The sequence below is a fragment of the Agrobacterium sp. LAD9 genome, assembly GCF_003031125.1.
Classification (GTDB): Bacteria; Pseudomonadota; Alphaproteobacteria; order Rhizobiales; family Rhizobiaceae; genus Agrobacterium; species Agrobacterium radiobacter.
In genome coordinates this window covers 185,948-207,016 of sequence record NZ_PHGS01000006.1, presented here as the reverse complement: position 1 = coordinate 207,016, position 21,069 = coordinate 185,948, and the positions used below count along the sequence as shown (strand labels likewise).

Here is a 21,069-nt window from a genome sequence, read left to right as displayed (position 1 = left end):
TCAGCCACCCAGTTTTTTCTTGAGCTTGATCATGGTCAGCGCCGCGCGGGCGGCGAAACCGCCCTTGTCCTTGTCGGAACGGCGTACACGCGCCCAGGCCTGCTCGTCATTCTCGACGGTGAGGATGCCGTTGCCGATCGGCAGCGATTCGCTGACCGCGAGGTCCATCAGCGCGCGGGAGGATTCGTTGGCGACGATGTCGAAGTGGTAAGTCTCGCCGCGAATGACCATGCCAAGCGCGACAAAACCGTCATATTCGGTGCCGTCATTGTCAGCACCGTCAAGCGCCATGGCGATGGCGGCAGGGATTTCCAGCGCGCCGGGAACGGTGATGACGTCATAGGTGGCGCCGGCTTCATCAAGCGCAAACTTCGCGCCTTCGAGAAGAGCATCGGCCATATCGTCGTAAAAACGTGCTTCCACGATAAGAAGATGAGGTTTGGACATGTGAGGGTTCCTGGGGATTTTCCCGAAAAGCTTAACGCCGGATCATACCGGCTTTTGCGGCGGTCAAACCACGGCTGACTGTTTTTGGCAAGTAATTTCATATGTCAGTGGCGCAAGGGGCCGCTTCTGCAGGGCATTTGGCCGGGTTTTGCACCTCCCGGCGCGACTTCCCGAGAATCAGGTTTTCTGGAAGGCCAGATGGACGCCGAGCCCCATCAGCACCGTTCCGGCAGCGCGGCGGACAAGCACCTGCACCGCGCTGGAACGCTTCAAACGCCCGACCATCGCCCCTGCCAGAAGCACGCCGACCAGATCGGCAGAGGAAAAGATGAAATTGACGGCGATGCCGAGGATCAGCAATTGCAGCCAGACCGGAAAGGCTGCTGCCGGATCGACGAATTGCGGCAGAAAGGCCAGAAAGAACAGCGCGGTCTTCGGATTGAGCACATCGACGATGATGCTGTCGATAAAGGCGCGGCGCGCCGACTTCGGCTCGATGGTCAGATTGACCGTCTCACCTTCAAGCTTGCTGCGCAGCATCGAAAAACCGAGCCATACGAGATAAAGCGCGCCGCAGAGTTTCACGGCGAGATAAAGCCAGGGAACGGCCTGAAACAGCACCGAAAGCCCCCCCGCAGAGGCAAAAATGTGGAAATAGCAGCCGACATGGATGCCAAGCACCGCCATCAGCCCGGCAAACCGGCCGCGCGCCATGGTCTGCGCCGCCGCATAAAGCATGGCCGGACCGGGGATATAGGCGAACAAAGCGGTGGTTACGAAAAAGGCTGTCAGCAGTTCAAAAGACGGCATGATGTATGTCCCCTACCCCCGTTTGGATGAAAACGGCTGAAGAGACGTCTTATAGTGTTTTGAGCTTCATCGGAAGCAAGGCAGCGACCATTATGCGATTTGGTGTACTCGTCGCTTCCGTTCCGTCATGCCGGCTTTGAGTCGGAATGACGGGAGGAGGAGGCGTCAGCGGGCACAATAACCCGCCGAGTCACCTTTTTCGGTTTACGCCGACGGAAATTCCGCAAGCCTTGCGGCATAACGCGCCATGGTATCGACTTCGAAATTGACGAAATCGCCCGGCTGACGTTCGCCCCAGGTGGTGACGGTGAGCGTATGGCGGATCAGCAGAACGTCGAAATCCGTACCCTCGACCGCATTGACGGTCAACGAGGTGCCGTCCAGCGCCACGGAACCCTTAGGCGCCACAAATTTCGCCAGATGCTCCGGGGCGCGCAGGCGGATACGCACCGCCTCACCTTCCGGTTCGACAGCCAATATTTCCGCCTTGCCATCGACATGGCCGGAGACGATGTGGCCGCCAAGCTCGTCGCCGATCTTGAGCGCCCGCTCGAGATTGACGTGAGTACCCTTCTGCCAGCTGGCAATCGTCGTCAGGCGCAGCGCCTCTTCCCAGGCCTCGACTTCGTACCAGCGCTCGTTGCTGCCATCATCAGGCAGCCTCGTCACCGTCAGGCACACGCCGCCATGGGAGATGGACGCCCCCATATCGATGGTCTTGGGATCGTAATTCGTCGCCACCCGCAGACGAATGCCTTCAGCCAGGGCTTCCAGCTCGGAAACGGTTCCGACGTCGGTGACAATTCCGGTAAACATCAAATCGGCCTTTCATAATCGAAGCAGCGATCCGGCCCATAGGCGGTTTCGCTGATCAGCGCATAATCGCCCGTGATATCGGCACGGTTGAGCGGCGTTTCAATGCCGCCCTCACCGATCACAACAGGGCTTTCGAACAGCATGATACGGTCCACCAGCCCGGCTTCAAGGAATGATTTTGCGGCAAAGGCGCCGCCTTCGACCAGAAGTTCCGACATGCCGCTTTCGGCGAGGATGTGGAGGAGGTTTTCGAGCGTGGAGGCTTCGAGGATCTGGACGCCGGCGTCGGTCAGTAGTTGGCGCTTTGACTCGGAGCTACCCCCCTCTGCCCTGCCGGGCATCTCCCCCTCAAGGGGGGAGATCGATGGGGCGCTACCTTGCCCGACATTGAAGGTAGACGAATGAGAGGTGGAGTCGAAACTTGAGCGAGCGGCCAGCCCCTTGCCGATCTCCCCCCTCGAGGGGGAGATGCCCGGCAGGGCAGAGGGGGGTAACGCCGCAATCACCACCGGAACTTCGCGCGCCGTCTTCACCAGCTTCGATGTCAGCGGCAATTCAAAATGTCGGTCTAGCACGATGCGCACCGGCGAACGCTCCTCCAAACCGGCAACGCGCACTGTCAGTTCCGGATCATCCGCAATCGCAGTCCCGATACCCACAAGGATGCAATCACAGCGCGCCCGGAGTTCATGCACGGCGTGGCGAGCCTCATGCCCGGTGATCGCCACCTGCCCCTCGCCTCTCCTGCCGATCATACCATCGGCGGAAATGGCAAGCTTCAGAATCACATGCGGGCGTTTTTTCATCTGCCGTGTGAGGTAACCGGCAAGCGCTCTCTTGCCCTCGTCGCGCAGCAGGCCGGTTTCCACGACAATGCCCGCATCGCGCAGGATGGAGTAACCGCGTCCCGAAACCCGCTCATCCGGATCATCCACCGCCACCACGACACGGGCGACGCCGTATTCCACCAGCGCATTGGCGCAGGGCGGGGTCTTGCCCCAATGGGAACAGGGTTCGAGTGTCACATAGGCGGTCGCGCCACGGGCCGCCTCGCCGGCGATTTCCAGCGCCTGGCGTTCGGCATGGGGCCGGCCGCCAACGGCCGTCACCGCTTCGGCGATGATTTGTCCGTCCTTGACGAGAACGCAGCCGACCGAGGGATTGGTCAGTGTCTGACCCTGGTGGCGAAGCGAAACCTCGATGGCCCGCGCCATGAATCTTTCGTCATCGGCACGGCTCGTCACGTCTATGCTCCACCATCCGTATCACGGGCGATCTTGGCATTGATTTCGGCAATCACGTTCTCGAAATCCTCGGCATGGCTGAAATCGCGATAGACCGAGGCGTAACGCACGAAGGCCACGTCATCGAGGCTTTTCAGCGCTTCCAGAACCTGCAGGCCGATTTCTTCCGAGGGAATTTCCGTCTCGCCGGAACTTTCCAGACGACGAGCGATGCCGGAGACGGCCCGCTCGATCCGGTCCCGGTCAACCGGGCGCTTGCGTAGCGCGATCTCGAAGGATCGCACCAGCTTTTCCCGGTCGAAGGGCAGCTTGCGGCCGCTTTTCTTGATGACCATCAGCTCGCGCAATTGCACGCGCTCATAGGTCGTGAAGCGACCGCCGCAATCCGGGCAGATGCGCCGCCGGCGGATGGAGGTATTATCCTCCGCCGGACGCGAGTCCTTGACCTGTGTGTCTTCGGAACCGCAAAATGGGCAGCGCATCGTCTCTTTTCCTTACATGTACGGATACATCGGGAAACGGTCCGTCAGGCCGACGACCTTTTCACGCACCGCAGCTTCAACGGCAGCGTTGCCTTCATCCGAATTGGCAACCTTCAGACCATCGAGAACCTCGACGATCAGCTTGCCGATTTCGCGGAATTCCGCTTCCTTGAAACCGCGCGTCGTGCCGGCCGGCGTGCCGAGACGCACACCCGAGGTGACGAAGGGCTTTTCCGGATCGAAAGGAATGCCGTTCTTGTTGCAGGTGACATAAGCGCGGCCGAGTGCTGCTTCCGCACGCTTGCCGGTGGCGTTCTTCTTGCGAAGGTCAACCAGCATCAGGTGGTTGTCGGTGCCGCCTGAGACCACGTCCAGACCGCCTTCGATCAGCGTTTCGGCCAGCGCCTTGGCGTTCTTGACGACCTGTGCGGCATAGTCCTTGAATTCCGGCTGCAGCGCTTCACCGAAGGCAACGGCCTTGGCGGCGATGACGTGCATCAGCGGGCCACCCTGAAGGCCGGGGAAAACGGCGGAGTTGAACTTCTTGGCCAGATCCTCGTCATTGGTGAGGATCATGCCGCCACGCGGGCCGCGCAGCGACTTGTGCGTCGTCGTCGTGGCAACGTGGCAATGCGGGAACGGCGACGGATGCTGGCCACCGGCAACGAGACCGGCGATGTGGGCCATATCGACCATCAGATAGGCGCCGACTTCATCGGCAATCTCGCGGAAGCGCTTCCAGTCCCAGATACGTGAATAGGCGGTGCCGCCAGCGAGGATCAGCTTCGGCCGAGTTTCCTTGGCCTTGCGCTCCACTTCGTCCATGTCGAGCAGGTTGTCGCCTTCGCGCACGCCGTAGGACACGACGTTGAACCACTTGCCGGACATGTTGACCGGCGAACCGTGCGTCAGATGGCCTCCCGAGTTCAGGTCAAGACCCATGAAGGTGTCACCCGGCTGCAGGAGCGCGAGGAACACGGCCTGGTTCATCTGCGAACCGGAATTCGGCTGGACGTTGGCGAAGTTGACGCCGAACAGCTTCTTGGCGCGTTCAATGGCGAGCTCTTCAGCGATGTCGACGAACTGGCAGCCACCGTAATAACGCTTGCCCGGATAACCTTCCGCATATTTGTTGGTCATGATCGAACCCTGCGCTTCAAGCACGGCGCGGGAAACGATGTTTTCCGAGGCGATCAGTTCGATCTCGTGGCGCTGGCGACCCAGTTCCTTCTCGATCGCGCCGAAAATATCCGGATCGACTTCGGCAAGCGGACGGGAGAAGAAAGCATCTGTGTTCGACATGGTGAAGGCTCCTGAAACAGTAATGCGATGGCGTCTTAGCGCCCTGCCCGGACAAGAGCAATACGGACAGCGAGATTTGCCCGTCAAACTGCGACGTTGCGACAAAAAACGACAGTTGTTTTTATGAAAGCAGCGGTGAGAGGAGAAAAAGCCGCACGCAGCGGGAGGATCAGACTTGTGAGGAAAGGCGACAAGCTTTCCTCCCGTCATGCCGGACTAGATCCGGCATCCAGCCACGGCGCGTCTGCGCCGTGAAAGGACTCTCTCGCGATCAAGGACTTGATCGCACCGGACCCCGGATCAGGTCCGGGGTCACGGCGTATGAGGCTACGCCGTACCCGGCGAAGCGCGGCCTTCATTCGTGGTAAGAAACTGACAGCAAAGCCCGATCAGTTGCGCGGCAGCAGATCGTCGTCCACCGCACCTGCCGGCTGTTCCATGCCTGCCGTGGTGTTGAGCGCCAGTTCGGCATTGCCGTCCTTGCCGTAAATATCGTCGCGGAACTGAACCACGCCGTCCTTCGCCGACCATGCGGTGATGTAGACGAAATAGACGGGGACTTCCTGCGCCAGCTTGATCGGCGTGTTGACGCGGGTGGCGATGACGCGTTCCATTTCCTGGCGCGACCAGCCGGACGTGTCACGCAGCAGCCAGCTCGTGAGGTCGCGCACGTTCTGCACGCGCACGCAGCCGGAGGATTCGAAACGCATCAGCTTGTTGAACAGGCCCTGCTGCGGCGTGTCGTGCATATATTCGTTGTTCGGATTGTGGAAGTTGATCTTCGTCGAGGACATGGCGTTGATCTTGCCGGGGTCCTGGCGGAACATCAGGTTCGGGGCCTTCGGCGCGAACCAGTCGACTGCGGTCGGCGAAACTTCCTGTCCCTTGCCGTCGATGAGGCGGATGTTGTTCCGCTCCAGATAGGTCGGGTCCTTCTGCATCAGCGGCACGATGTCCTTTTCGACGATCGAGCGCGGCGCGGTCCAGTAAGGGTTGAGGATGACCTCGTAGATCTTGGAATTGATGACGTGCGTCGGGCGGCTGGCGCGGCCGACGACGGCCGTGTTGCGCAGCACGACGCGTTCATTCTCCACTGCTTCGATGGCGGCGGCCGGAATATTCACCATCAGGTGACGCTGGCCGAGATCGCCCGACATGGACTGGATGCGCACGAGGTTCGTCTGCAGCTGCGCCAGACGGATCTGCGCGGAAACATTGAGCGCCTTCGTGGTATATTCGCCGCTGACACCGTCAGCCGGAAGGCCATGACGGGCCTGAAAACGCTTCAGTGCGCCATCAACGTAAGAGTCAAAGGCACTGGAAATGCCGGCTTCGCGCGGCAGATCGCCGGATACCATCAGTCGCTGGCGCAGCGCCTGTACGGAAGGATCGGAGACGCCGATCTGGAGGCGCTGCTGGGACGCAGGCACTTCGGGCCAGCCGCCATTCTGCACGATCTGCTGATATTGCATGATCGCCTGCTGCATATAGACAGGTGCTTCGCGTCCGAGAACCGGATTGTTTGAAACGACACCCACGGCCGAACGCGATGAATTGGCGTCGAACTGGTCATCCCAGTTGCCGCGGCGCGAAGAGCCCATGAGATCGTTAAGCGCGTTCTGCGCAAAGGCCGGCGCGGCAAGTGCTGCAGCACCAACGGAAACGGCCGAACGCAGAAGCGCGCGGCGCGATACGGAATCGGAAACGGATTTCTTTGTCATTCTACCTACCAGCCACTCTCTTCGGCATCCTCAACGATGCCTAAATCAATATGATTAACAAACACGTACAACGTGTCTGCCGGCCGGTAATGCTCGATACGCCATGATCTTGGCGCTGGTGTCTGGCACAGCAGTCGAGGCTTGCCACGACAGCAGGAGAAACCGCCGGCTCCTATGCCTTTGCGCCTCCCATATCAATATGGCCGATTCGTGTCACGGCCCTCTTCTCACGAAGCTGTGTTCGCCTGCAAAACAGGGCGAAGGCCGGATGAAGGAGCGGACTTGACAGGTAAAATGCGTGGCGGGTGACCTGCGGAATCCGCAAGCCGGGAGCAAAGGATGCCCCCGGCTTAAACAGTGAAACCGTCGCGGTATTACAGGCGGTAAGCGATCGAGTCGTTCCAGAAGCGATCAAGACGCTGCAGCAGCTTGTTCATTTCGGAGAACTCGCCGGTGCCGATGCCGCCGACCTTTTCGATCGAACCGACGTGGCGTTCATAAAGGCGGGCAACCGTTTCGGCGATTTCCTGGCCCTTTTCCGTCAGGCTGATGCGGACCGAGCGGCGGTCGACACGCGAGCGCTGGTGGTTGATGAGACCGAGGTCGACCAGCTTCTTGACGTTATAGGAGACGTTCGAGCCGAGGTAATAACCACGCGAACGCAGCTCGCCGGCCGTCAGTTCGGAATTGCCGATGTTGAACAGCAGCAGGGCCTGAACGGCGTTGACGTCATCACGACCCTGACGGTCGAACTCGTCCTTGATGACATCGAGGAGGCGGCGGTGGAGACGTTCCACCAGGTGCAGCGACTCCATGTAGAGCGAGCGGATGGTATCTTCATGTGCATCGGCAACAACGGCCTGGGGCTTAACTTTGCTATTGATCATGACTGCCTCACTGTTTTGTTTGGCGGTGTGTTTGTTTGTCTCCCGCCTTGAGTGAGAACCTAATCAATGCGCATAAAATTCTACTTAAAAGCTACGATTAACAAATGGTTACCTGCATTTTCCCCAGCGGGCCGAATCTGTGGCGAAGCGGGAATGGGTCTTAGTCATCCGTTATAATTCAATGACTTAACGATGAAATTCGGCCAGAAAACGGGGCGAATTGCTTTATTATTATGGTAAATCAATTCTTGCGCGCTCTTCATTCTGGCGCTGATCCAGCCAGAAAGCGACCAGGAATAGTATATAAATGGTTGCCACGAGACCGTGCATCACGGGCACAAGCGTGTTGGCACCGAAGATATGCGGCCAAACCTTATACATGGCGATCTGCGCGCCCGCGCCCATGACCCACATGACGGCACCCCAGGAGGCGCCGAGCCAGAGACCGAGCGCCGCAACCGGGAAAATAACCGCCAGCGCACTGCCCGCCACGCGCCAGGGCAGGTTCAGCAAATCGAAGCGCCCATGGCCGCCAAGCGAATAGCCCGTCAGCATCGCCCAATATTGCAGGCCGAACCAGAAACAGGAAACCGCAACCAGTCTCATGAAGACCAGAAAGAGGATTTCGGCAAGCGGACGCTTCGGCAGAGGTTGAGAATCAGGTTCCATGGCCGGAAGATACGGTCTCGATGGGCGGGCGACCAGTCCATATTGAATTCCACCATCTGCCTTGTCAAAGCATGATCGCCGGCGCTGTGCCTCAATGAGGGAAGATTGTCGCATTCGCATGGCCCACGCTTCATGATATGCAGCTTTCGAAATTTGACCGAAGGACATTCTGACATGCAGGACAAAACGCATCTGGTCGACGAGATCACCGGCCATCGCCGCATGCGGCGCAATCGCAAGGCGGATTGGACGCGCCGTCTGGTTCAGGAAAACCGCCTGACCGTTGACGATCTCATCTGGCCGGTTTTCATCGTGCCTGGCAGCAATATTCTCGAGCCCATCCCCGCCATGCCCGGTGTCAATCGCATGAGCGTCGACCGGCTGGTGGAAGCGGCAAAGGAAGCCGCCGATCTCGGCATTCCCGCCATCGCGACCTTCCCGAATATCGAGATGGAGTTGCGGGACGAGACCGGCTCGAACGCGCTAGAAGCAAACAATCTCATCAATCAGGCGACTATCGCGGTCAAAAAAGCCGTACCAAATATCGGCATGATTACTGATGTCGCGCTCGACCCCTTCACCAGCCATGGACATGACGGCATTCTGCGCGGCGACGAGATCGTCAACGACGAGACCGTGGACCAGATCGTCAAGGCGGCCATCCTGCAGGCGGATGCCGGTTCGGACATTATCTCACCGTCGGAGATGATGGATGGGCGCATCGGCGCCATCCGCCGGGGGCTCGACGCCGCCGGACACCAGAATGTCGGCATCATGTCCTATGCGACGAAATTTTCCTCCGGCTATTATGGCCCCTATCGCGAGGCCATCTCCACCGCCGGCCTGCTGAAGGGTGACAAGGCGAGCTATTACATCAGCCCAGCCAACGGCATGGAGGCTATCCGCGACGCAGCACTCGACGTTGAGGAAGGCGCCGACATGCTGATGGTCAAACCCGGCCTGCCCTATCTCGACATCTGCTGGCGGCTGAAGGAGAATTTCGGCCTGCCGACCTTCGCCTATCAGGTGTCCGGCGAATATACCCAGATCAAGGCTGCGGCCATGAATGGCTGGATCGACGGCGAGCGGGTGATGATGGAAACGCTTCTCTGTTTCAAGCGTGCGGGCTGCGATGGTGTTCTCACCTATTTCGCCATGGAGGCCGCACGCAAACTGGCAAAGGGCTGAGGCCGGCGCTTATTGTATTCGGTCGTTTTCTTCCCATATTGTCTGCTGACACGGCACTCATGCCGCGCTGTCATACCCTCTCAGGAGAAAACGACCGATGAGCCTCGACCAGAACCCCACCTATGCCGCACCGGATGACTGGCGCGCCTATAGCGGCGTCCTGAGCCGGCGCGTCTTCGCGTTCGTGATCGATTACGCGATCGTTCTGCTTCTGTGCATCCCGGCCGCGGTCATCGTCTTCTTTCTCGGCGTGATCACGCTTGGCCTGGGATTCTTCCTTTACCCGGCGCTGTTCGTCATCGTTGCGGTGCTTTATTTCGGCATGACGCTTGGCGGCCCGTCGCAGGCCACTCCCGGCATGCGGGCGATGGGGATCGCGATGGCGCGCATGGACGGGCGGCGAATCGATTTCCTGCTGTCGACGGTGCATATCGTGCTTTTCTGGGTCATCAACTCGGTTTTGACGCCGCTGATCCTGCTTGCAGGCCTGTTTACCGAGCGCTCGCGCCTCGTTCATGACTTCCTGCTCGGCACCGTTATCGTCAGAACGCGCTGATATCGATGAAAGCCACGGAAACGTGGCTTTCATCGCGTCAAATACCTCATCCCGCAGTTGACGTTTTCCGTCATTTTGCCATTCTGTGACATTATGCATGTCGCTTGAAGCGCCGCCGCCAACCCCGTGAAATCGCGGCGCGCTTTCATAACAGACGCAGGAGGCGATCACGGTTCGATGAACACGCAGGCGACGCCCTCTCCTCAATTCTATCTTACGGCGCCGGCCACCTGCCCCTATCTGCCGAACCAGATGGAGCGGAAGGTCTTCACCCATCTGGTCGGCCCGCGCGCTTCGGAAATGAACGATCTTCTGACCCAGGGCGGTTTCAGGCGCTCGCAGAACATCGCCTATCGCCCGGCCTGCGAAAACTGCCGCGCCTGCGTCTCCGTACGCATCCTCACCGAACAGTTCCGGCCGACGAAATCGATGCGGCGTGTACTTGCCGCCAACCGGGATGTCGTGGCGACAGTGCACGCCGCCGAGCCCTCCACCGAACAATTCGCGCTGTTTCGCCGTTATCTCGACCACCGCCACCAGTCCGGCGGCATGTCCGACATGTCGGCGCTGGACTACGCGATCATGGTGGAAGACACGCATGTCAACACCCGCATCATCGAATACCGCGTGCGCGAACCCGGCTCCGGCATCGATTCCAGCAAGCGCGGCGAACTTCTGGCGGTGGCGCTCAGCGACGTGATGAGCGACGGCCTGTCGATGGTCTATTCCTTCTTCAATCCCGATCTCGAAAAACGCTCGCTCGGCACTTTCATGATCATCGATCACATCACCCGCACGCGCGCGCTCGGCCTGCCGCATGTCTATCTCGGCTACTGGGTCGATGGTTCGGAAAAGATGGGGTACAAGACCCGCTATCATCCGCAGGAGCATCTGACGCCGCGTGGGTGGGAGGTTTACCATCCCGAAGGAGAATAATGGGTTCGCCAAGTCCTGAAGCACATGTTCGGCTTGGATAGCGAGACAAAGGCGGGAAAGACGCCCCCAGACAATCTCCGAGGACGTCTTTCAGATATTACCCACCAAACTTCCCGCTACGCGGAAAACCCTTCGGTACGGTGCGGCCAACGGTGGCGCGGTCGGCCAGCCATTCACGCAGTTCCTCGCCGACCTTGGTGAACAGACGTCCGGCGGTGTCGGACCAGCTCAGGCCCTCTGCAACCGCGAAACATTTCACGTCGACGACACCGCCATCCTTGTAGCGCTGCAGGCGTACGCCCTTGCCGCGTGACATTTCCGGCACCTGCGACAGCGGGAAGGCCAGAAGCTTGCGGTTCTCGCCGACGACGGCGACATGATCGCCCGTTACCGGAACCGCGAGCTTCGCTTCATCAGGCATGGAGACATTCATGATCTGCTTGCCCTTGCGGGTATTGGCGACCATTTCACTCTCGGGCACGATGAAGCCATTACCGGCGGTGGAGACGAGCAGCAGCTTGCGCGACGGATCATGCACGAAGGCGGTCAGGATGTCCTGATCGTTCTCCATATCGACCATGATGCGGATCGGCTCGCCATGACCGCGCCCCCCCGGCAGCTTGTCAGCGCCGAGCGTATAGGCCTTGCCGCCTGTCGTCAGTAGCAGCAGCTTGTCGGTCGTCTGCGCCGGGAAGGCGATCTTGGGTCCGTCGCCTTCCTTGAAGGTCAGGGCCGACGTATCGGACATGTGACCCTTCAGCGCCCTGATCCAGCCCTTCTGCGAGATGACGATGGTGACCGGCTCCTTCTCGATCATCGCCTGCTGGATGGCCTCGATATCGGCATCCGGGGCATCCGCGAACTGCGTGCGGCGACGGCCGATCTCGGTAGCCTTGGCATACTTCTTTTTGACCTCGCCGATTTCCCAGGCGACGGTCTGCCACTGCTTTTCATCGGAGGCGAGCAGCGACTCGATTTCGGCCTTCTCGCTGCTGAGTTCGTCGAACTCCTTGCGGATTTCGAATTCCTCGAGCTTGCGCAGATTGCGTAGCCGCATGTTGAGGATGGCTTCGGCCTGATTGTCGGTGAGCGACCATTTCGCCATCATCACCTGTTTCGGCTCGTCCTCCTCACGGATGATGCGGATCACCTCGTCGAGATTGAGATAGGCGACCAGCAGGCCGCCGAGAATCTCGAGCCTGCGATCGATGGCCGCGAGACGGTGGCGGGAACGGCGGACCAGCACGTCCTTGCGGTGCGCCAGCCATTCGCTCAGCACCTCGTTCAGCGCCATGACCTTCGGCACCTTGCCAAGCGACAACACGTTCATGTTGAGCGGCAGGCGGCTTTCGAGGTCGGACAGGCGGAACAGCGATTCCATCAGCAGCGTCGCATCGACGGTGCGGCTCTTCGGCACCAGTACGATGCGCACGTCTTCGGCGGATTCGTCTCTGACATCCTCGAGCAGCGGCAGTTTGCGGGCGAGCAGCAGCTCGGCGATCTTTTCGATCAGCCGCGATTTCTGCACCTGGAACGGTATTTCGGTGATGACGATCTGATAGCCACCACGTCCGAGGTCTTCCGTTTCCCATTTTGCGCGCACGCGGAAACCACCGCGCCCGGTCTTATAGGCATCGAGAATATTCTCGCGGCTTTCGATGATCACGCCGCCGGTCGGCAGGTCGGGGCCGGGAATGAATTCCACCAGCTTTTCAACCGTCGCATCGGGATGCTTGATGAGATGGAGCGCCGCATCGCAAAGTTCATGGGCGTTGTGCGGCGGGATCGATGTCGCCATGCCGACGGCAATGCCGGAGGCACCGTTGGCGAGCAGATTGGGGAAGGCGCCCGGCAGGACAACCGGTTCCTCGTCTTCCTCATTATAGGTGGCGCGGAAATCCACCGCATCCTCACCGATGCCCTCCAGCAGCAGCGCCGCCACATCGGTCATGCGCGCTTCGGTGTATCGATAGGCGGCGGCACCGTCGCCATCGATATTGCCGAAATTGCCCTGCCCGTCGACAATCGGATAACGCTGCGAGAAATCCTGCGCGAGGCGCACCAGCGCATCGTAGACCGACTGGTCGCCATGCGGGTGGAATTTACCGATCACGTCGCCGACGATACGGGCGCATTTCTTGAAGGCCGAGTTGGGGCGGATGCCCATTTCGCTCATGGCGTGGATGATGCGGCGGTGAACCGGCTTCAGGCCGTCGCGCACATCCGGCAGCGCACGATGCATGATCGTGGACAAGGCGTAAGCGAGGTAGCGCTCTTCAAGCGCCGCCTTCAAATCGACCGGATGAATGTTATCGTCTCCGCCGGACGGAGGTACAAGATTTTTTCCCATGGTGCTTGACTAGCGGAAATGCCGATTCCCGGCAAGAAATTCAGGGGTGTGCCCTGTGGATGAAAGCACCCCTTTCATGCGATTTTTTGTTAACCGCGTTGCAAATGCCGCAATGCCGCCGTCATGGGAATCGATCTAAATCCTATAGACCTTTGAATAATCGCGAATATAAGTATCACCATTCGAATTCGGACACGGTGCACAGCCGTACGTTGAGGGAAGAAACATCATGAGACTGAAATCCACCCGGCAGGTTCTTTTCGCGAGCGCCGCGCTTCTTACGCTTTCGGCACCGGCTTTCGCGCTGGATGGCGGGGATGTGCTGAAGAAAATCAACGCAGCCTATGCCGCGCAGGGAGGCGAGATCGCCGCCGGTTCCGTCGCCGTCAACGGCACGACGGTGACGCTGAACAGCGTGACCTTCAACTCCGTCGCCGATCCTGCCAAGAAGATCCCCGTTGGCAATGTGTCGCTCGAAGGCGTCGAGGAAAACAACGGCGGCTACAAGATCAAGAACGCCCGTTTCGATAATATCGACTACAAGCAGGACAAGGTTGAGATCAAGGCGAGCGACATCTACATGTCCGGCCTCGTCATTCCGGGCGATGCGACCACCGGCACCGTCGACGCCCTGATGTTCTACGATGAAGCCCATAGCGGTCCGATTTCCGTTTCCGTCGACGGCAAGCCGGCTTTCTCGCTTGAGGAAAGCAGCGCGACGATGTCCGTCAGCGACGACAAGAAATCGATCGGTTTCGAACTCGACGCATCCGGCTTCAAGGCCGATCTCAGCGAAGCCACCGATCCGGCCACCAAGGACGCGATTGAAAAGCTCAATCTGCAGGCGCTTTCCGGCAACATGACCATGAGCGGCAGCTGGGAAGTTGCCTCCGGCACCGTCGACGTCGAGGAATACGCCATCGACCTCGACAATGTCGGCCGTCTCAACATGTCGTTCGGTTTCTCCGGCTACACGCTCGACTTCATCAAGTCGATGCAGGAGACGGTAAAGGCGCAGGCCGCCAATCCGAACAAGGAACAGGCGGACCAGGCAGCAAGCCTCGCCATGCTCGGCCTGATGCAGCAGCTTTCCTTCATCAACGCCGAAATCAGCTTCGAAGACGCCAGCATCACCAAGCGCGCCATCGACTATGCGGCAAGCCAGCAGGGCATGACGAGCGACCAGCTTGCCCAGACCATCAAGGGCATGGCGCCGATCATGATGGCTTCGCTCAACGTTCCGGAGCTGCAGAACATGGTGTCGGCGGCCATCAACGCCTATATCGACAATCCGAAGAACCTCTCGATCACGGCAGAGCCGGAAAAGCCGGTTCCCTTCCCGATGATCATGGGCGCCGCGATGGGCGCACCGAACACCCTGCCGAAAATGCTCGGCGTCACGGTGACGGCAAACGAATAAAACCAAAAAGCCCCGGTTTTGCCGGGGCTTTTTTTGCGCTCAGTGCAGCGGTGCGGCAGCGCCGTCCTGTTTATCGTGCAGGGCAAAGCGGTCGATCATGTGGGCGCTAGCCTCGTTGACACCGATCACCTCGACCTTCTTGCCGGTCTTGCGGAATTTCAGAACCACCTTGTCCAGCGCACCAACTGCCGAAATATCCCACAGATGCGCCTCGGTGACATCAATCGTCACGGCGTCCACCTCATCGGCGAAATCGAAGGCGGCGATGAAGCTTTCGGTCGAGGCGAAGAAAATCTGGCCATCGACGCGATAAATCCGCTCGCGGCCATCGGCAGAAAGCTCCGGCCGGACGTGGAAGAGTTTCGACACCTTGCCCGCAAAAAACACGCCGGAGAGAAGCACGCCGGCCAGCACGCCTTTTGCAAGGTCGTGGGTGGCGAGCACCGTGCCGACCGTCACCAGCATGACGATGCTCGATGATGGCGGGTTGCGGCTAAGATCAAGGATGGAGCGCCACGAGAACGTGCCGATGGAGACCATGATCATCACCGCCACCAGGGCTGCCATCGGGATGATGCGCACGAGATCATCCAGCACCAGAATGAGGAACAGCAGGAAAGCGCCCGCCACGAAGGTGGAGAGCCGGCCACGCCCGCCGGAGCTGACATTGATGACGGACTGGCCGATCATGGCGCAGCCGCCCATGCCGCCGATGAGGGCAGACGCGATATTGCCTGTCCCCTGCCCGATGCATTCGCGGCTCTTGTTGCTGCCCGTATCCGTCATGTCGTCGACGATCTGCGCCGTCAGCAGCGATTCCAGGAGACCGACGGCGGCGAGCGCCACGGAATAGGGAAAGATGATCTGCAGCGTCTCGAAGGTCAGCGGCACCTGCGGCAGGGCGAATATCGGCAACGTCGAGGGCAACTCACCGAGATCGCCGACCGTGCGGATATCCATGCCAGAGAAGACGGCAACACAGGTGAGAACGACGATGGCGACCAGCGGTGACGGAATGATCTTCGTGACCAGGGGGAAAAGATAGATGATCGCAAGGCCGGCGGCGATCATGACGTAAGTTTCGACCGGCACGCCGATCAGCTCAGGCAATTGCGCCATGAAAATCAGGATCGCCAGCGCATTGACGAAGCCGGTCATGACCGAGCGCGAGACGAAGCGCATCACCCGGCCGAGTTTCACAAGACCCGCCAGGATTTGCAGCGCGCCCATGAGGATGGTGGCGGCGAAGAGATATTGCAGCCCGTGTTCCTTGACGAGCGTGACCATCAGGACGGCTGTCGCGGCGGTTGCCGCTGAGATCATGCCCGGACGGCCACCGGTGAAAGCAGAAACGCAGGCAATGGCGAAGGAGGCGAACAGCCCCACTTTGGGATCGACACCGGCGATGACGGAAAAGCCGATGGCTTCGGGAATGAGGGCAAGCGCCACAACAATGCCGGAAAGAACATCGCCGCGAATATTGGAAAACCACTCACGTCTGTAAGTCTGAAATCTGTTCATCTGATTTTTTCGCAAAGAATGACGCACCGGCCGGAACCGTGTCCGGTAGATTGAAAACGAATGTCGGTGCTTTGCGTTATCTGGCGGATCGGCGGCCAGAAGAGCCACCCGGAATTTCACCGGGTCCGTGGTGAGTGGCCCAGCTATAAACGGCAAAAAAGCGGGCCGCAAGTTACGCGCCCGCTTTTCGATGACTGCTGTCGCGTCTCAGGCCGCTTCGCGCCCGCCATAGCCCCTCGCCTCCACGTCGCTCAGCCGGAACTGATGAACCAGTTCCTTGAGACGCGCGGTCTCGCCCGCCAGCATGGCGCTCGCGGCATTGTTTTCCTCGACCATGGCGGCGTTCTGCTGCGTGCCCTGATCCAGATGGTTGACGGCGGTGTTGATTTCGGCAAGGCCCAGTGACTGCTCGTGCGTGGCAGCGGCAATGGCTTCGATATGGCCGTTGATCGTCTTCACCGAGCCGCCGATGCGCGACAGGGCAGCACCCGTTTCCCGCACGAAGCGCGCGCCCTCCTTCACCTCTGTACCGGAGGTCTGGATAAGCGCCTTGATTTCGGCAGCGGCCCTTGCCGAGCGCTGTGCGAGTTCCCGCACCTCCTGCGCAACGACGGCGAAACCGCGTCCCGCCTCACCCGCGCGCGCAGCCTCCACCCCGGCATTGAGGGCAAGAAGGTTGGTCTGGAAGGCGATCTCGTCGATAACGCCAATGATATTGCCGATCTTGCCGGAGGATTGCTCGATCTTTTCCATCGCGCTTACGGTGTCAACGACGAGATTGGCCGTGCGGTTGGCATCCTCGTCGGCCGAATGGGCGATTGCGCGGGCTTCCACGGCGCGCTCCGCCGAGATGCGGATATTCGCCGTCAATTCATCCAGCGCGGCGGCGGTTTCCTCCAGCGAGGCGGCCTGCTGCTCGGTACGGCGGGCAAGATCGGCAGCGCTCTCGCTGATTTCCTGGCTGCCGCCGTCAATGGCCACGCTCGACTGCACGACGCCGGACATGGCGGCATCGAGCTGGCGGATCGTCTGGTTGAGATCATGGCGCAGCGCCTCGAAATCCGGGGCAAAAGGCTCGTTCAGCTCGAAGGAGAGATCGCCGCCTGCGAGGCGGCGAAGCGCCGCCGCAAGCCCCGTGGTCGCCTGTATCAGCCGCGCCTGCGCTTCGGATTCCGCCTCAAGCTGGAACCGCACCTTTTCGGCTTCGGCCTGCTGCCGGGCTGCGTGCGCCTGTGCCTCCAGTTCGATCTTTGCGATAGCGGCCTGTCGGAAGATTTCCAGCGCATGCGCCATGGCGCCGAACTCATCCCCACGCTGCAGACCGGGAACGGCAAATTCGGTTTCACCGTCGGCCAGACGACGCATAGCCCCCGTGATCGCGGTCGCCGGGCGGGTGATCGAGCGGCCGATGAGGTAGACCCCGGCAAAAAGACTTACCACGGTCAGGGCGATAAGAGCGACGACGATCGAAACAGTTCTTTCCGCCGCAGCGCTGTTCGCGAGAGCGCTTGCGTCCCGCTCCTGCCGGTAAGTGGTGGAAATTTCGGCGACGACAGGCAGCAGGGCATTATAGGCAGAGGCGACAGTTTCGCGCGCCTTCTCCTCCTCCAGCACGGCGGCGGCGTAAAAGCGGAACGAGGCGGTATATATTTCCAGTGCATCCATGATGCGCTGACGCTCGGCGCCCGGCCGGTATTCCAGCTTCACCAGCGCCTTGAAGGTTTCCACTTCCGTCGCATGTTTCGTCACATAGGCCGCTTCGCGCCGCAGGATGAAATCCTTCTCGTGCCGTCGCATCATCAGCATGCTGGCGCGGATTTCCGCATTGGCGACGACGTCGACGAGTTTCTCGATGGAATGCACGCCGTTGCGCATGGCGCCTTCGAGACCTTCCGCGGGGGTTAGGCCTAGTTCCCTGTTCTTGGCGACAAGGGCCTTCATGCTATCGGAATAGACCACCGCGCCCTCAGCGAGCGCTTCGAGCCGCGTACGGGCCTGCGATGTCGCGTTGCCTTCAAGATGGCTCAATGACTGCCGGATCTGGTCCATCGTCTGGTCAAACTGCCCGACGGATTTCATATCGCGGGTCAGCAGGAAGTCTCTCTGGTGAAGACGGCTTTCATGCAAACCGTCCTCCAGCGCCGCCAGCACACCGTCGCGCTCGGTCAGCGTCTCTTCAGCGACGCGATAACGCGCCTCCATGTGTCCTTGCCAGAGCAGCATGCCCGCGATGACGGCGATCCCGCACAGAGCAGCCAGGGCCAGCATGGATACGCGATGCGCAATTTTGAACGTCGAGACCAGCGAAAACATTCAACCCTCGTTTGCAGATTTCACGATGGGATGAATGATCGAGAAGGCTTAAGAACTCCTCTACCGGATTTGTCAGTTTAATTAAGGTTTTATGACAAGGTCGCTAGAGCTTCAGCCGCTCGCGAAAGAAGACCAGCGCAACGACCACACCCGTCGCCACGCCCACGATCACATCGACAAAACGGACAAAACCGGCGACCTGCGGTCCCATCAAAAGAACGAGCATGGCCGAAGCCCCGGCCTGTATCGGCACCACCGCCGGCAGGCCGAACATCGTGGCGAGAATCATGGCGATGAAGGTCGCCGAGGCGAGCCGGATTTCGGCGAAGTCATGCGGGACGAGAAGAGCGACCTCCCCGACGAGGATGCCGATGGTGACGCCGACCATCAGCCCAAGCCCCTGACGGACATGGCTTGGAATGCCGGGGGACAGGCAGATCAGCGCGCTTATTGCGGCAAAGACGGGCTGTGGGTGCCCGAGCCAGCGATGAGCGACCCAGAACGCAAAAGCGGCCGCAAGCGCGGCCGCCAATGCACGGGTGAAGGCTGCGCGAACCCGGTCGAGCAGCGTCTTCAACATATCAGTCCTTCTTGGACGGAACGACGCGCAGCGCCAGTTCACGAAGCTGCGTCGGCGTTGCCGGCGACGGCGCGTTCATCAGCAGGTCCTGCGCCTGCTGGTTCATTGGGAACAGCGTGATTTCGCGCAGGTTCTTCGCACCAACCAGAAGCATGACCACACGGTCGATGCCGAAGGCGCAACCGCCATGCGGAGGCGCACCGTACTGGAAGGCGCGGTAGAGACCGCCGAAGCGCTCTTCCACGTCGCTCTGCGACAGGCCAACCTTTTCGAAAGCCTTGACCATCAGCTCGGGCGACTGGTTACGGATCGAACCGGAGGCGATTTCGAAGCCGTTGCAGACCGCGTCATACTGGAATGCCTTGATGGAGAGCGGATCCTGGCCCTCCAACGCTTCCATGCCACCCTGCGGCATGGAGAAGGGGTTGTGGGCGAAGTCGATCTTCTTTTCTTCCTCGTTATATTCGAAGAAGGGGAAATCGACGATCCAGCACATTTCGAAACGGTCGCGGTCGATGAGGTTCAGCTCGTCAGCCGCACGGGTGCGCGCCTCGCCGGCGAACTTGTAGAACTTCGCGGGATCACCGGCGACGAAGAAGCAGGCATCGCCCGCCTCAAGGCCGAGCTGCTGACGCAGCGCCTCGGTGCGTTCCTCGCCAATGTTCTTCGCAAGCGGGCCGGAGCCGGCGATCTTGCCGTCTTCTTCCTTCCAGAAGATGTAGCCGAGGCCGGGTTGGCCCTGGCTCTGCGCCCAGGCGTTCATGCGGTCACAGAAAGCGCGCGAACCGCCGGTCTTGGCCGGGATCGCCCAGACCTGAACCTTGGGGTTGGAGGCGATCATGTTGGCGAAGACCTTGAAGCCCGAACCGTCGAAATGTTCGGTCACAGCTTCCATGACGATCGGGTTGCGCAGGTCGGGCTTGTCGGAACCGTATTTGCGGATCGCCTCGTCATAGGGAATGCGCGGCCACTGCTTGGTGACAGGCTTGCCTTCGGCAAACTTCTCGAACACGGCCGTCATCATCGGCTCCATCGTGGTCCAGACATCTTCCTGGGTCACGAAGCTCATTTCGACGTCGAGCTGGTAGAATTCGCCTGGCAGACGGTCGGCACGCGGGTCTTCATCACGGAAGCACGGCGCGATCTGGAAGTAGCGGTCGAAACCGGCCACCATCAGAAGCTGCTTGTACTGCTGCGGCGCCTGCGGCAGCGCGAAGAACTTGCCTTCGTGGATGCGCGAGGGAACGAGGAAATCGCGCGCGCCTTCCGGCGAGGATGCGGTGAGGATCGGCGTCGTATATTCGGCAAAGCCCATATCGCCCATGCCGGTACGCATGGCGGAGATGATCTGCGTGCGCCTGACGATGTTCTTATGCAGCGTCTCGCGGCGAAGATCGAGGAAGCGGTACTTCAGGCGAACGTCTTCCGGATATTCCGGCTCACCGAAGACCGGCAGCGGCAACTCCTTGGCAACACCAAGAACCTCGATCTCCTGCGCATAAAGCTCGATCTCGCCGGTCGCCATGCCCTTGTTGACGGTGTCTTCCGAGCGCGCCTTGACGAGGCCGTCGATGCGGATGACCCATTCGCCACGCACGGTCTCGGCGACCTTGAAGGCCGGGCTATCAGGATCGGCCACCACCTGGGTGATGCCGTAATGGTCGCGAAGGTCGATGAAGAGAACGCCGCCATGATCTCGCACGCGGTGAACCCAACCGGAAAGGCGAACGGTTTCGCCGACGTCGGACTTGCGGAGAGCGGCACAGGTGTGGCTGCGGTAACGATGCATTTTTATATCCTGGAACGTGTCGTGGGCCAGATGGGCGG

Annotated in this window: 18 protein-coding genes and 1 other annotated feature; of the genes, 4 read left to right on the top strand and 14 right to left on the bottom strand. The window is 60.1% G+C overall.

What is annotated here, in order from left to right; genetic code table 11:
• The 9 genes from ribH to DA915_RS05885 form a co-directional block, all read right to left on the bottom strand.
• The gene (ribH, locus tag DA915_RS05925) at nucleotides 1–447 is read right to left on the bottom strand and encodes a 6,7-dimethyl-8-ribityllumazine synthase (RefSeq protein ID WP_003502225.1); all 447 of its coding nucleotides are present in this window, start codon (nucleotides 445–447) and stop codon (nucleotides 1–3) included.
• A 177-nt stretch (nucleotides 448–624) separates the two neighbouring features.
• Nucleotides 625–1,257 (bottom strand): LysE family translocator, encoded by a 633-nt coding sequence (locus tag DA915_RS05920; protein ID WP_107675367.1) that lies wholly within the window; start codon nucleotides 1,255–1,257, stop codon nucleotides 625–627.
• 204 nt (nucleotides 1,258–1,461) lie between these two features.
• The gene (locus DA915_RS05915; protein WP_087743759.1) at nucleotides 1,462–2,073 is read right to left on the bottom strand and encodes a riboflavin synthase; all 612 of its coding nucleotides are present in this window, start codon (nucleotides 2,071–2,073) and stop codon (nucleotides 1,462–1,464) included.
• Nucleotides 2,073–3,317 carry a bifunctional diaminohydroxyphosphoribosylaminopyrimidine deaminase/5-amino-6-(5-phosphoribosylamino)uracil reductase RibD gene (ribD, locus tag DA915_RS05910; RefSeq protein WP_107675366.1) on the bottom strand — a complete coding sequence of 415 codons (1,245 nt, stop codon included), beginning with the start codon at nucleotides 3,315–3,317 and terminating at the stop codon, nucleotides 2,073–2,075. The genes DA915_RS05915 and ribD overlap by 1 nt, the downstream gene beginning before the upstream one ends.
• A gap of 2 nt (nucleotides 3,318–3,319) precedes the next feature.
• Nucleotides 3,320–3,799, bottom strand: a complete 480-nt coding sequence (gene nrdR / locus DA915_RS05905; protein WP_003502218.1) for a transcriptional regulator NrdR — start codon at nucleotides 3,797–3,799, stop codon at nucleotides 3,320–3,322.
• Nucleotides 3,800–3,811: 12 nt separating this feature from the next.
• Nucleotides 3,812–5,101, bottom strand: a complete 1,290-nt coding sequence (gene glyA / locus DA915_RS05900; protein ID WP_003512506.1) for a serine hydroxymethyltransferase — start codon at nucleotides 5,099–5,101, stop codon at nucleotides 3,812–3,814.
• Nucleotides 5,102–5,490: 389 nt separating this feature from the next.
• The gene (locus DA915_RS05895) at nucleotides 5,491–6,822 is read right to left on the bottom strand and encodes a murein L,D-transpeptidase (protein ID WP_107675365.1); all 1,332 of its coding nucleotides are present in this window, start codon (nucleotides 6,820–6,822) and stop codon (nucleotides 5,491–5,493) included.
• A 374-nt stretch (nucleotides 6,823–7,196) separates the two neighbouring features.
• Nucleotides 7,197–7,706, bottom strand: coding sequence for a transcriptional regulator LdtR (ldtR, locus tag DA915_RS05890; protein WP_026363448.1), 510 nt, complete (start codon nucleotides 7,704–7,706; stop codon nucleotides 7,197–7,199).
• A 234-nt stretch (nucleotides 7,707–7,940) separates the two neighbouring features.
• The gene (locus DA915_RS05885; protein WP_192886427.1) at nucleotides 7,941–8,378 is read right to left on the bottom strand and encodes a DUF6163 family protein; all 438 of its coding nucleotides are present in this window, start codon (nucleotides 8,376–8,378) and stop codon (nucleotides 7,941–7,943) included.
• A gap of 174 nt (nucleotides 8,379–8,552) precedes the next feature.
• Here DA915_RS05885 and hemB point away from each other — a divergent pair, with 174 nt between their 5' ends.
• From hemB to DA915_RS05870, 3 genes are all read left to right on the top strand, one after another.
• Nucleotides 8,553–9,566: a porphobilinogen synthase gene (hemB, locus tag DA915_RS05880; protein ID WP_107675364.1), complete on the top strand. Its 1,014-nt coding sequence runs from the start codon at nucleotides 8,553–8,555 to the stop codon at nucleotides 9,564–9,566.
• A gap of 97 nt (nucleotides 9,567–9,663) precedes the next feature.
• Nucleotides 9,664–10,122, top strand: coding sequence for an RDD family protein (locus DA915_RS05875; protein ID WP_003502200.1), 459 nt, complete (start codon nucleotides 9,664–9,666; stop codon nucleotides 10,120–10,122).
• A gap of 177 nt (nucleotides 10,123–10,299) precedes the next feature.
• The gene (locus DA915_RS05870; RefSeq protein ID WP_107675363.1) at nucleotides 10,300–11,058 is read left to right on the top strand and encodes an arginyltransferase; all 759 of its coding nucleotides are present in this window, start codon (nucleotides 10,300–10,302) and stop codon (nucleotides 11,056–11,058) included.
• Between the two features lie 97 nt (nucleotides 11,059–11,155).
• Here the strand turns inward: DA915_RS05870 and parC are convergent, their stop codons facing one another.
• The gene (parC, locus tag DA915_RS05865; protein WP_099085496.1) at nucleotides 11,156–13,408 is read right to left on the bottom strand and encodes a DNA topoisomerase IV subunit A; all 2,253 of its coding nucleotides are present in this window, start codon (nucleotides 13,406–13,408) and stop codon (nucleotides 11,156–11,158) included.
• A gap of 229 nt (nucleotides 13,409–13,637) precedes the next feature.
• On the opposite strand from parC, the gene DA915_RS05860 reads away from it, so the two are divergent.
• The gene (locus DA915_RS05860; protein WP_107675362.1) at nucleotides 13,638–14,828 is read left to right on the top strand and encodes a hypothetical protein; all 1,191 of its coding nucleotides are present in this window, start codon (nucleotides 13,638–13,640) and stop codon (nucleotides 14,826–14,828) included.
• A 39-nt stretch (nucleotides 14,829–14,867) separates the two neighbouring features.
• On the opposite strand, the gene DA915_RS05855 is transcribed toward DA915_RS05860, so the two are convergent.
• The 4 genes from DA915_RS05855 to aspS all read right to left on the bottom strand — a co-directional run bounded on the left by DA915_RS05855 (nucleotide 14,868) and on the right by aspS (nucleotide 21,031).
• Nucleotides 14,868–16,349, bottom strand: a complete 1,482-nt coding sequence (locus tag DA915_RS05855; protein WP_107675361.1) for a SulP family inorganic anion transporter — start codon at nucleotides 16,347–16,349, stop codon at nucleotides 14,868–14,870.
• Nucleotides 16,350–16,423: 74 nt separating this feature from the next.
• Nucleotides 16,424–16,479 (bottom strand) — a sequence feature (sul1 is cis-regulatory element that is thought to sense ions involved in sulfur or methionine metabolism; They are found in Alphaproteobacteria).
• A 77-nt stretch (nucleotides 16,480–16,556) separates the two neighbouring features.
• A complete protein-coding gene (locus tag DA915_RS05850; RefSeq protein WP_107675360.1) occupies nucleotides 16,557–18,662 on the bottom strand; it encodes a methyl-accepting chemotaxis protein in 2,106 nt (701 codons plus the stop codon).
• A 103-nt stretch (nucleotides 18,663–18,765) separates the two neighbouring features.
• Nucleotides 18,766–19,242 (bottom strand): FUSC family protein, encoded by a 477-nt coding sequence (locus DA915_RS05845; protein ID WP_003502188.1) that lies wholly within the window; start codon nucleotides 19,240–19,242, stop codon nucleotides 18,766–18,768.
• A gap of 1 nt (nucleotide 19,243) precedes the next feature.
• On the bottom strand, nucleotides 19,244–21,031 hold the full coding sequence (gene aspS / locus DA915_RS05840; RefSeq protein WP_107675359.1) for an aspartate--tRNA ligase: 1,788 nt from the start codon (nucleotides 21,029–21,031) through the stop codon (nucleotides 19,244–19,246).
• Nucleotides 21,032–21,069: the final 38 nt, after the last annotated feature.

Excerpts from the sequence above, each read along its gene's own strand:
- ribH (WP_003502225.1), bottom strand. The coding sequence starts at position 447 with ATGTCCAAACCTCATCTTCTTATCGTGGAAGCACGTTTTTACGACGAT.
- DA915_RS05920 (WP_107675367.1), bottom strand. The coding sequence starts at position 1,257 with ATGCCGTCTTTTGAACTGCTGACAGCCTTTTTCGTAACCACCGCTTTG.
- DA915_RS05915 (WP_087743759.1), bottom strand. The coding sequence starts at position 2,073 with ATGTTTACCGGAATTGTCACCGACGTCGGAACCGTTTCCGAGCTGGAA.
- nrdR (WP_003502218.1), bottom strand. The coding sequence starts at position 3,799 with ATGCGCTGCCCATTTTGCGGTTCCGAAGACACACAGGTCAAGGACTCG.
- glyA (WP_003512506.1), bottom strand. The coding sequence starts at position 5,101 with ATGTCGAACACAGATGCTTTCTTCTCCCGTCCGCTTGCCGAAGTCGAT.
- DA915_RS05895 (WP_107675365.1), bottom strand. The coding sequence starts at position 6,822 with ATGACAAAGAAATCCGTTTCCGATTCCGTATCGCGCCGCGCGCTTCTG.
- DA915_RS05885 (WP_192886427.1), bottom strand. The coding sequence starts at position 8,378 with ATGGAACCTGATTCTCAACCTCTGCCGAAGCGTCCGCTTGCCGAAATC.
- hemB (WP_107675364.1), top strand. The coding sequence starts at position 8,553 with ATGCAGGACAAAACGCATCTGGTCGACGAGATCACCGGCCATCGCCGC.
- DA915_RS05875 (WP_003502200.1), top strand. The coding sequence starts at position 9,664 with ATGAGCCTCGACCAGAACCCCACCTATGCCGCACCGGATGACTGGCGC.
- DA915_RS05870 (WP_107675363.1), top strand. The coding sequence starts at position 10,300 with ATGAACACGCAGGCGACGCCCTCTCCTCAATTCTATCTTACGGCGCCG.
- parC (WP_099085496.1), bottom strand. The coding sequence starts at position 13,408 with ATGGGAAAAAATCTTGTACCTCCGTCCGGCGGAGACGATAACATTCAT.
- DA915_RS05860 (WP_107675362.1), top strand. The coding sequence starts at position 13,638 with ATGAGACTGAAATCCACCCGGCAGGTTCTTTTCGCGAGCGCCGCGCTT.
- DA915_RS05855 (WP_107675361.1), bottom strand. The coding sequence starts at position 16,349 with ATGAACAGATTTCAGACTTACAGACGTGAGTGGTTTTCCAATATTCGC.
- DA915_RS05850 (WP_107675360.1), bottom strand. The coding sequence starts at position 18,662 with ATGTTTTCGCTGGTCTCGACGTTCAAAATTGCGCATCGCGTATCCATG.
- DA915_RS05845 (WP_003502188.1), bottom strand. The coding sequence starts at position 19,242 with ATGTTGAAGACGCTGCTCGACCGGGTTCGCGCAGCCTTCACCCGTGCA.
- aspS (WP_107675359.1), bottom strand. The coding sequence starts at position 21,031 with ATGCATCGTTACCGCAGCCACACCTGTGCCGCTCTCCGCAAGTCCGAC.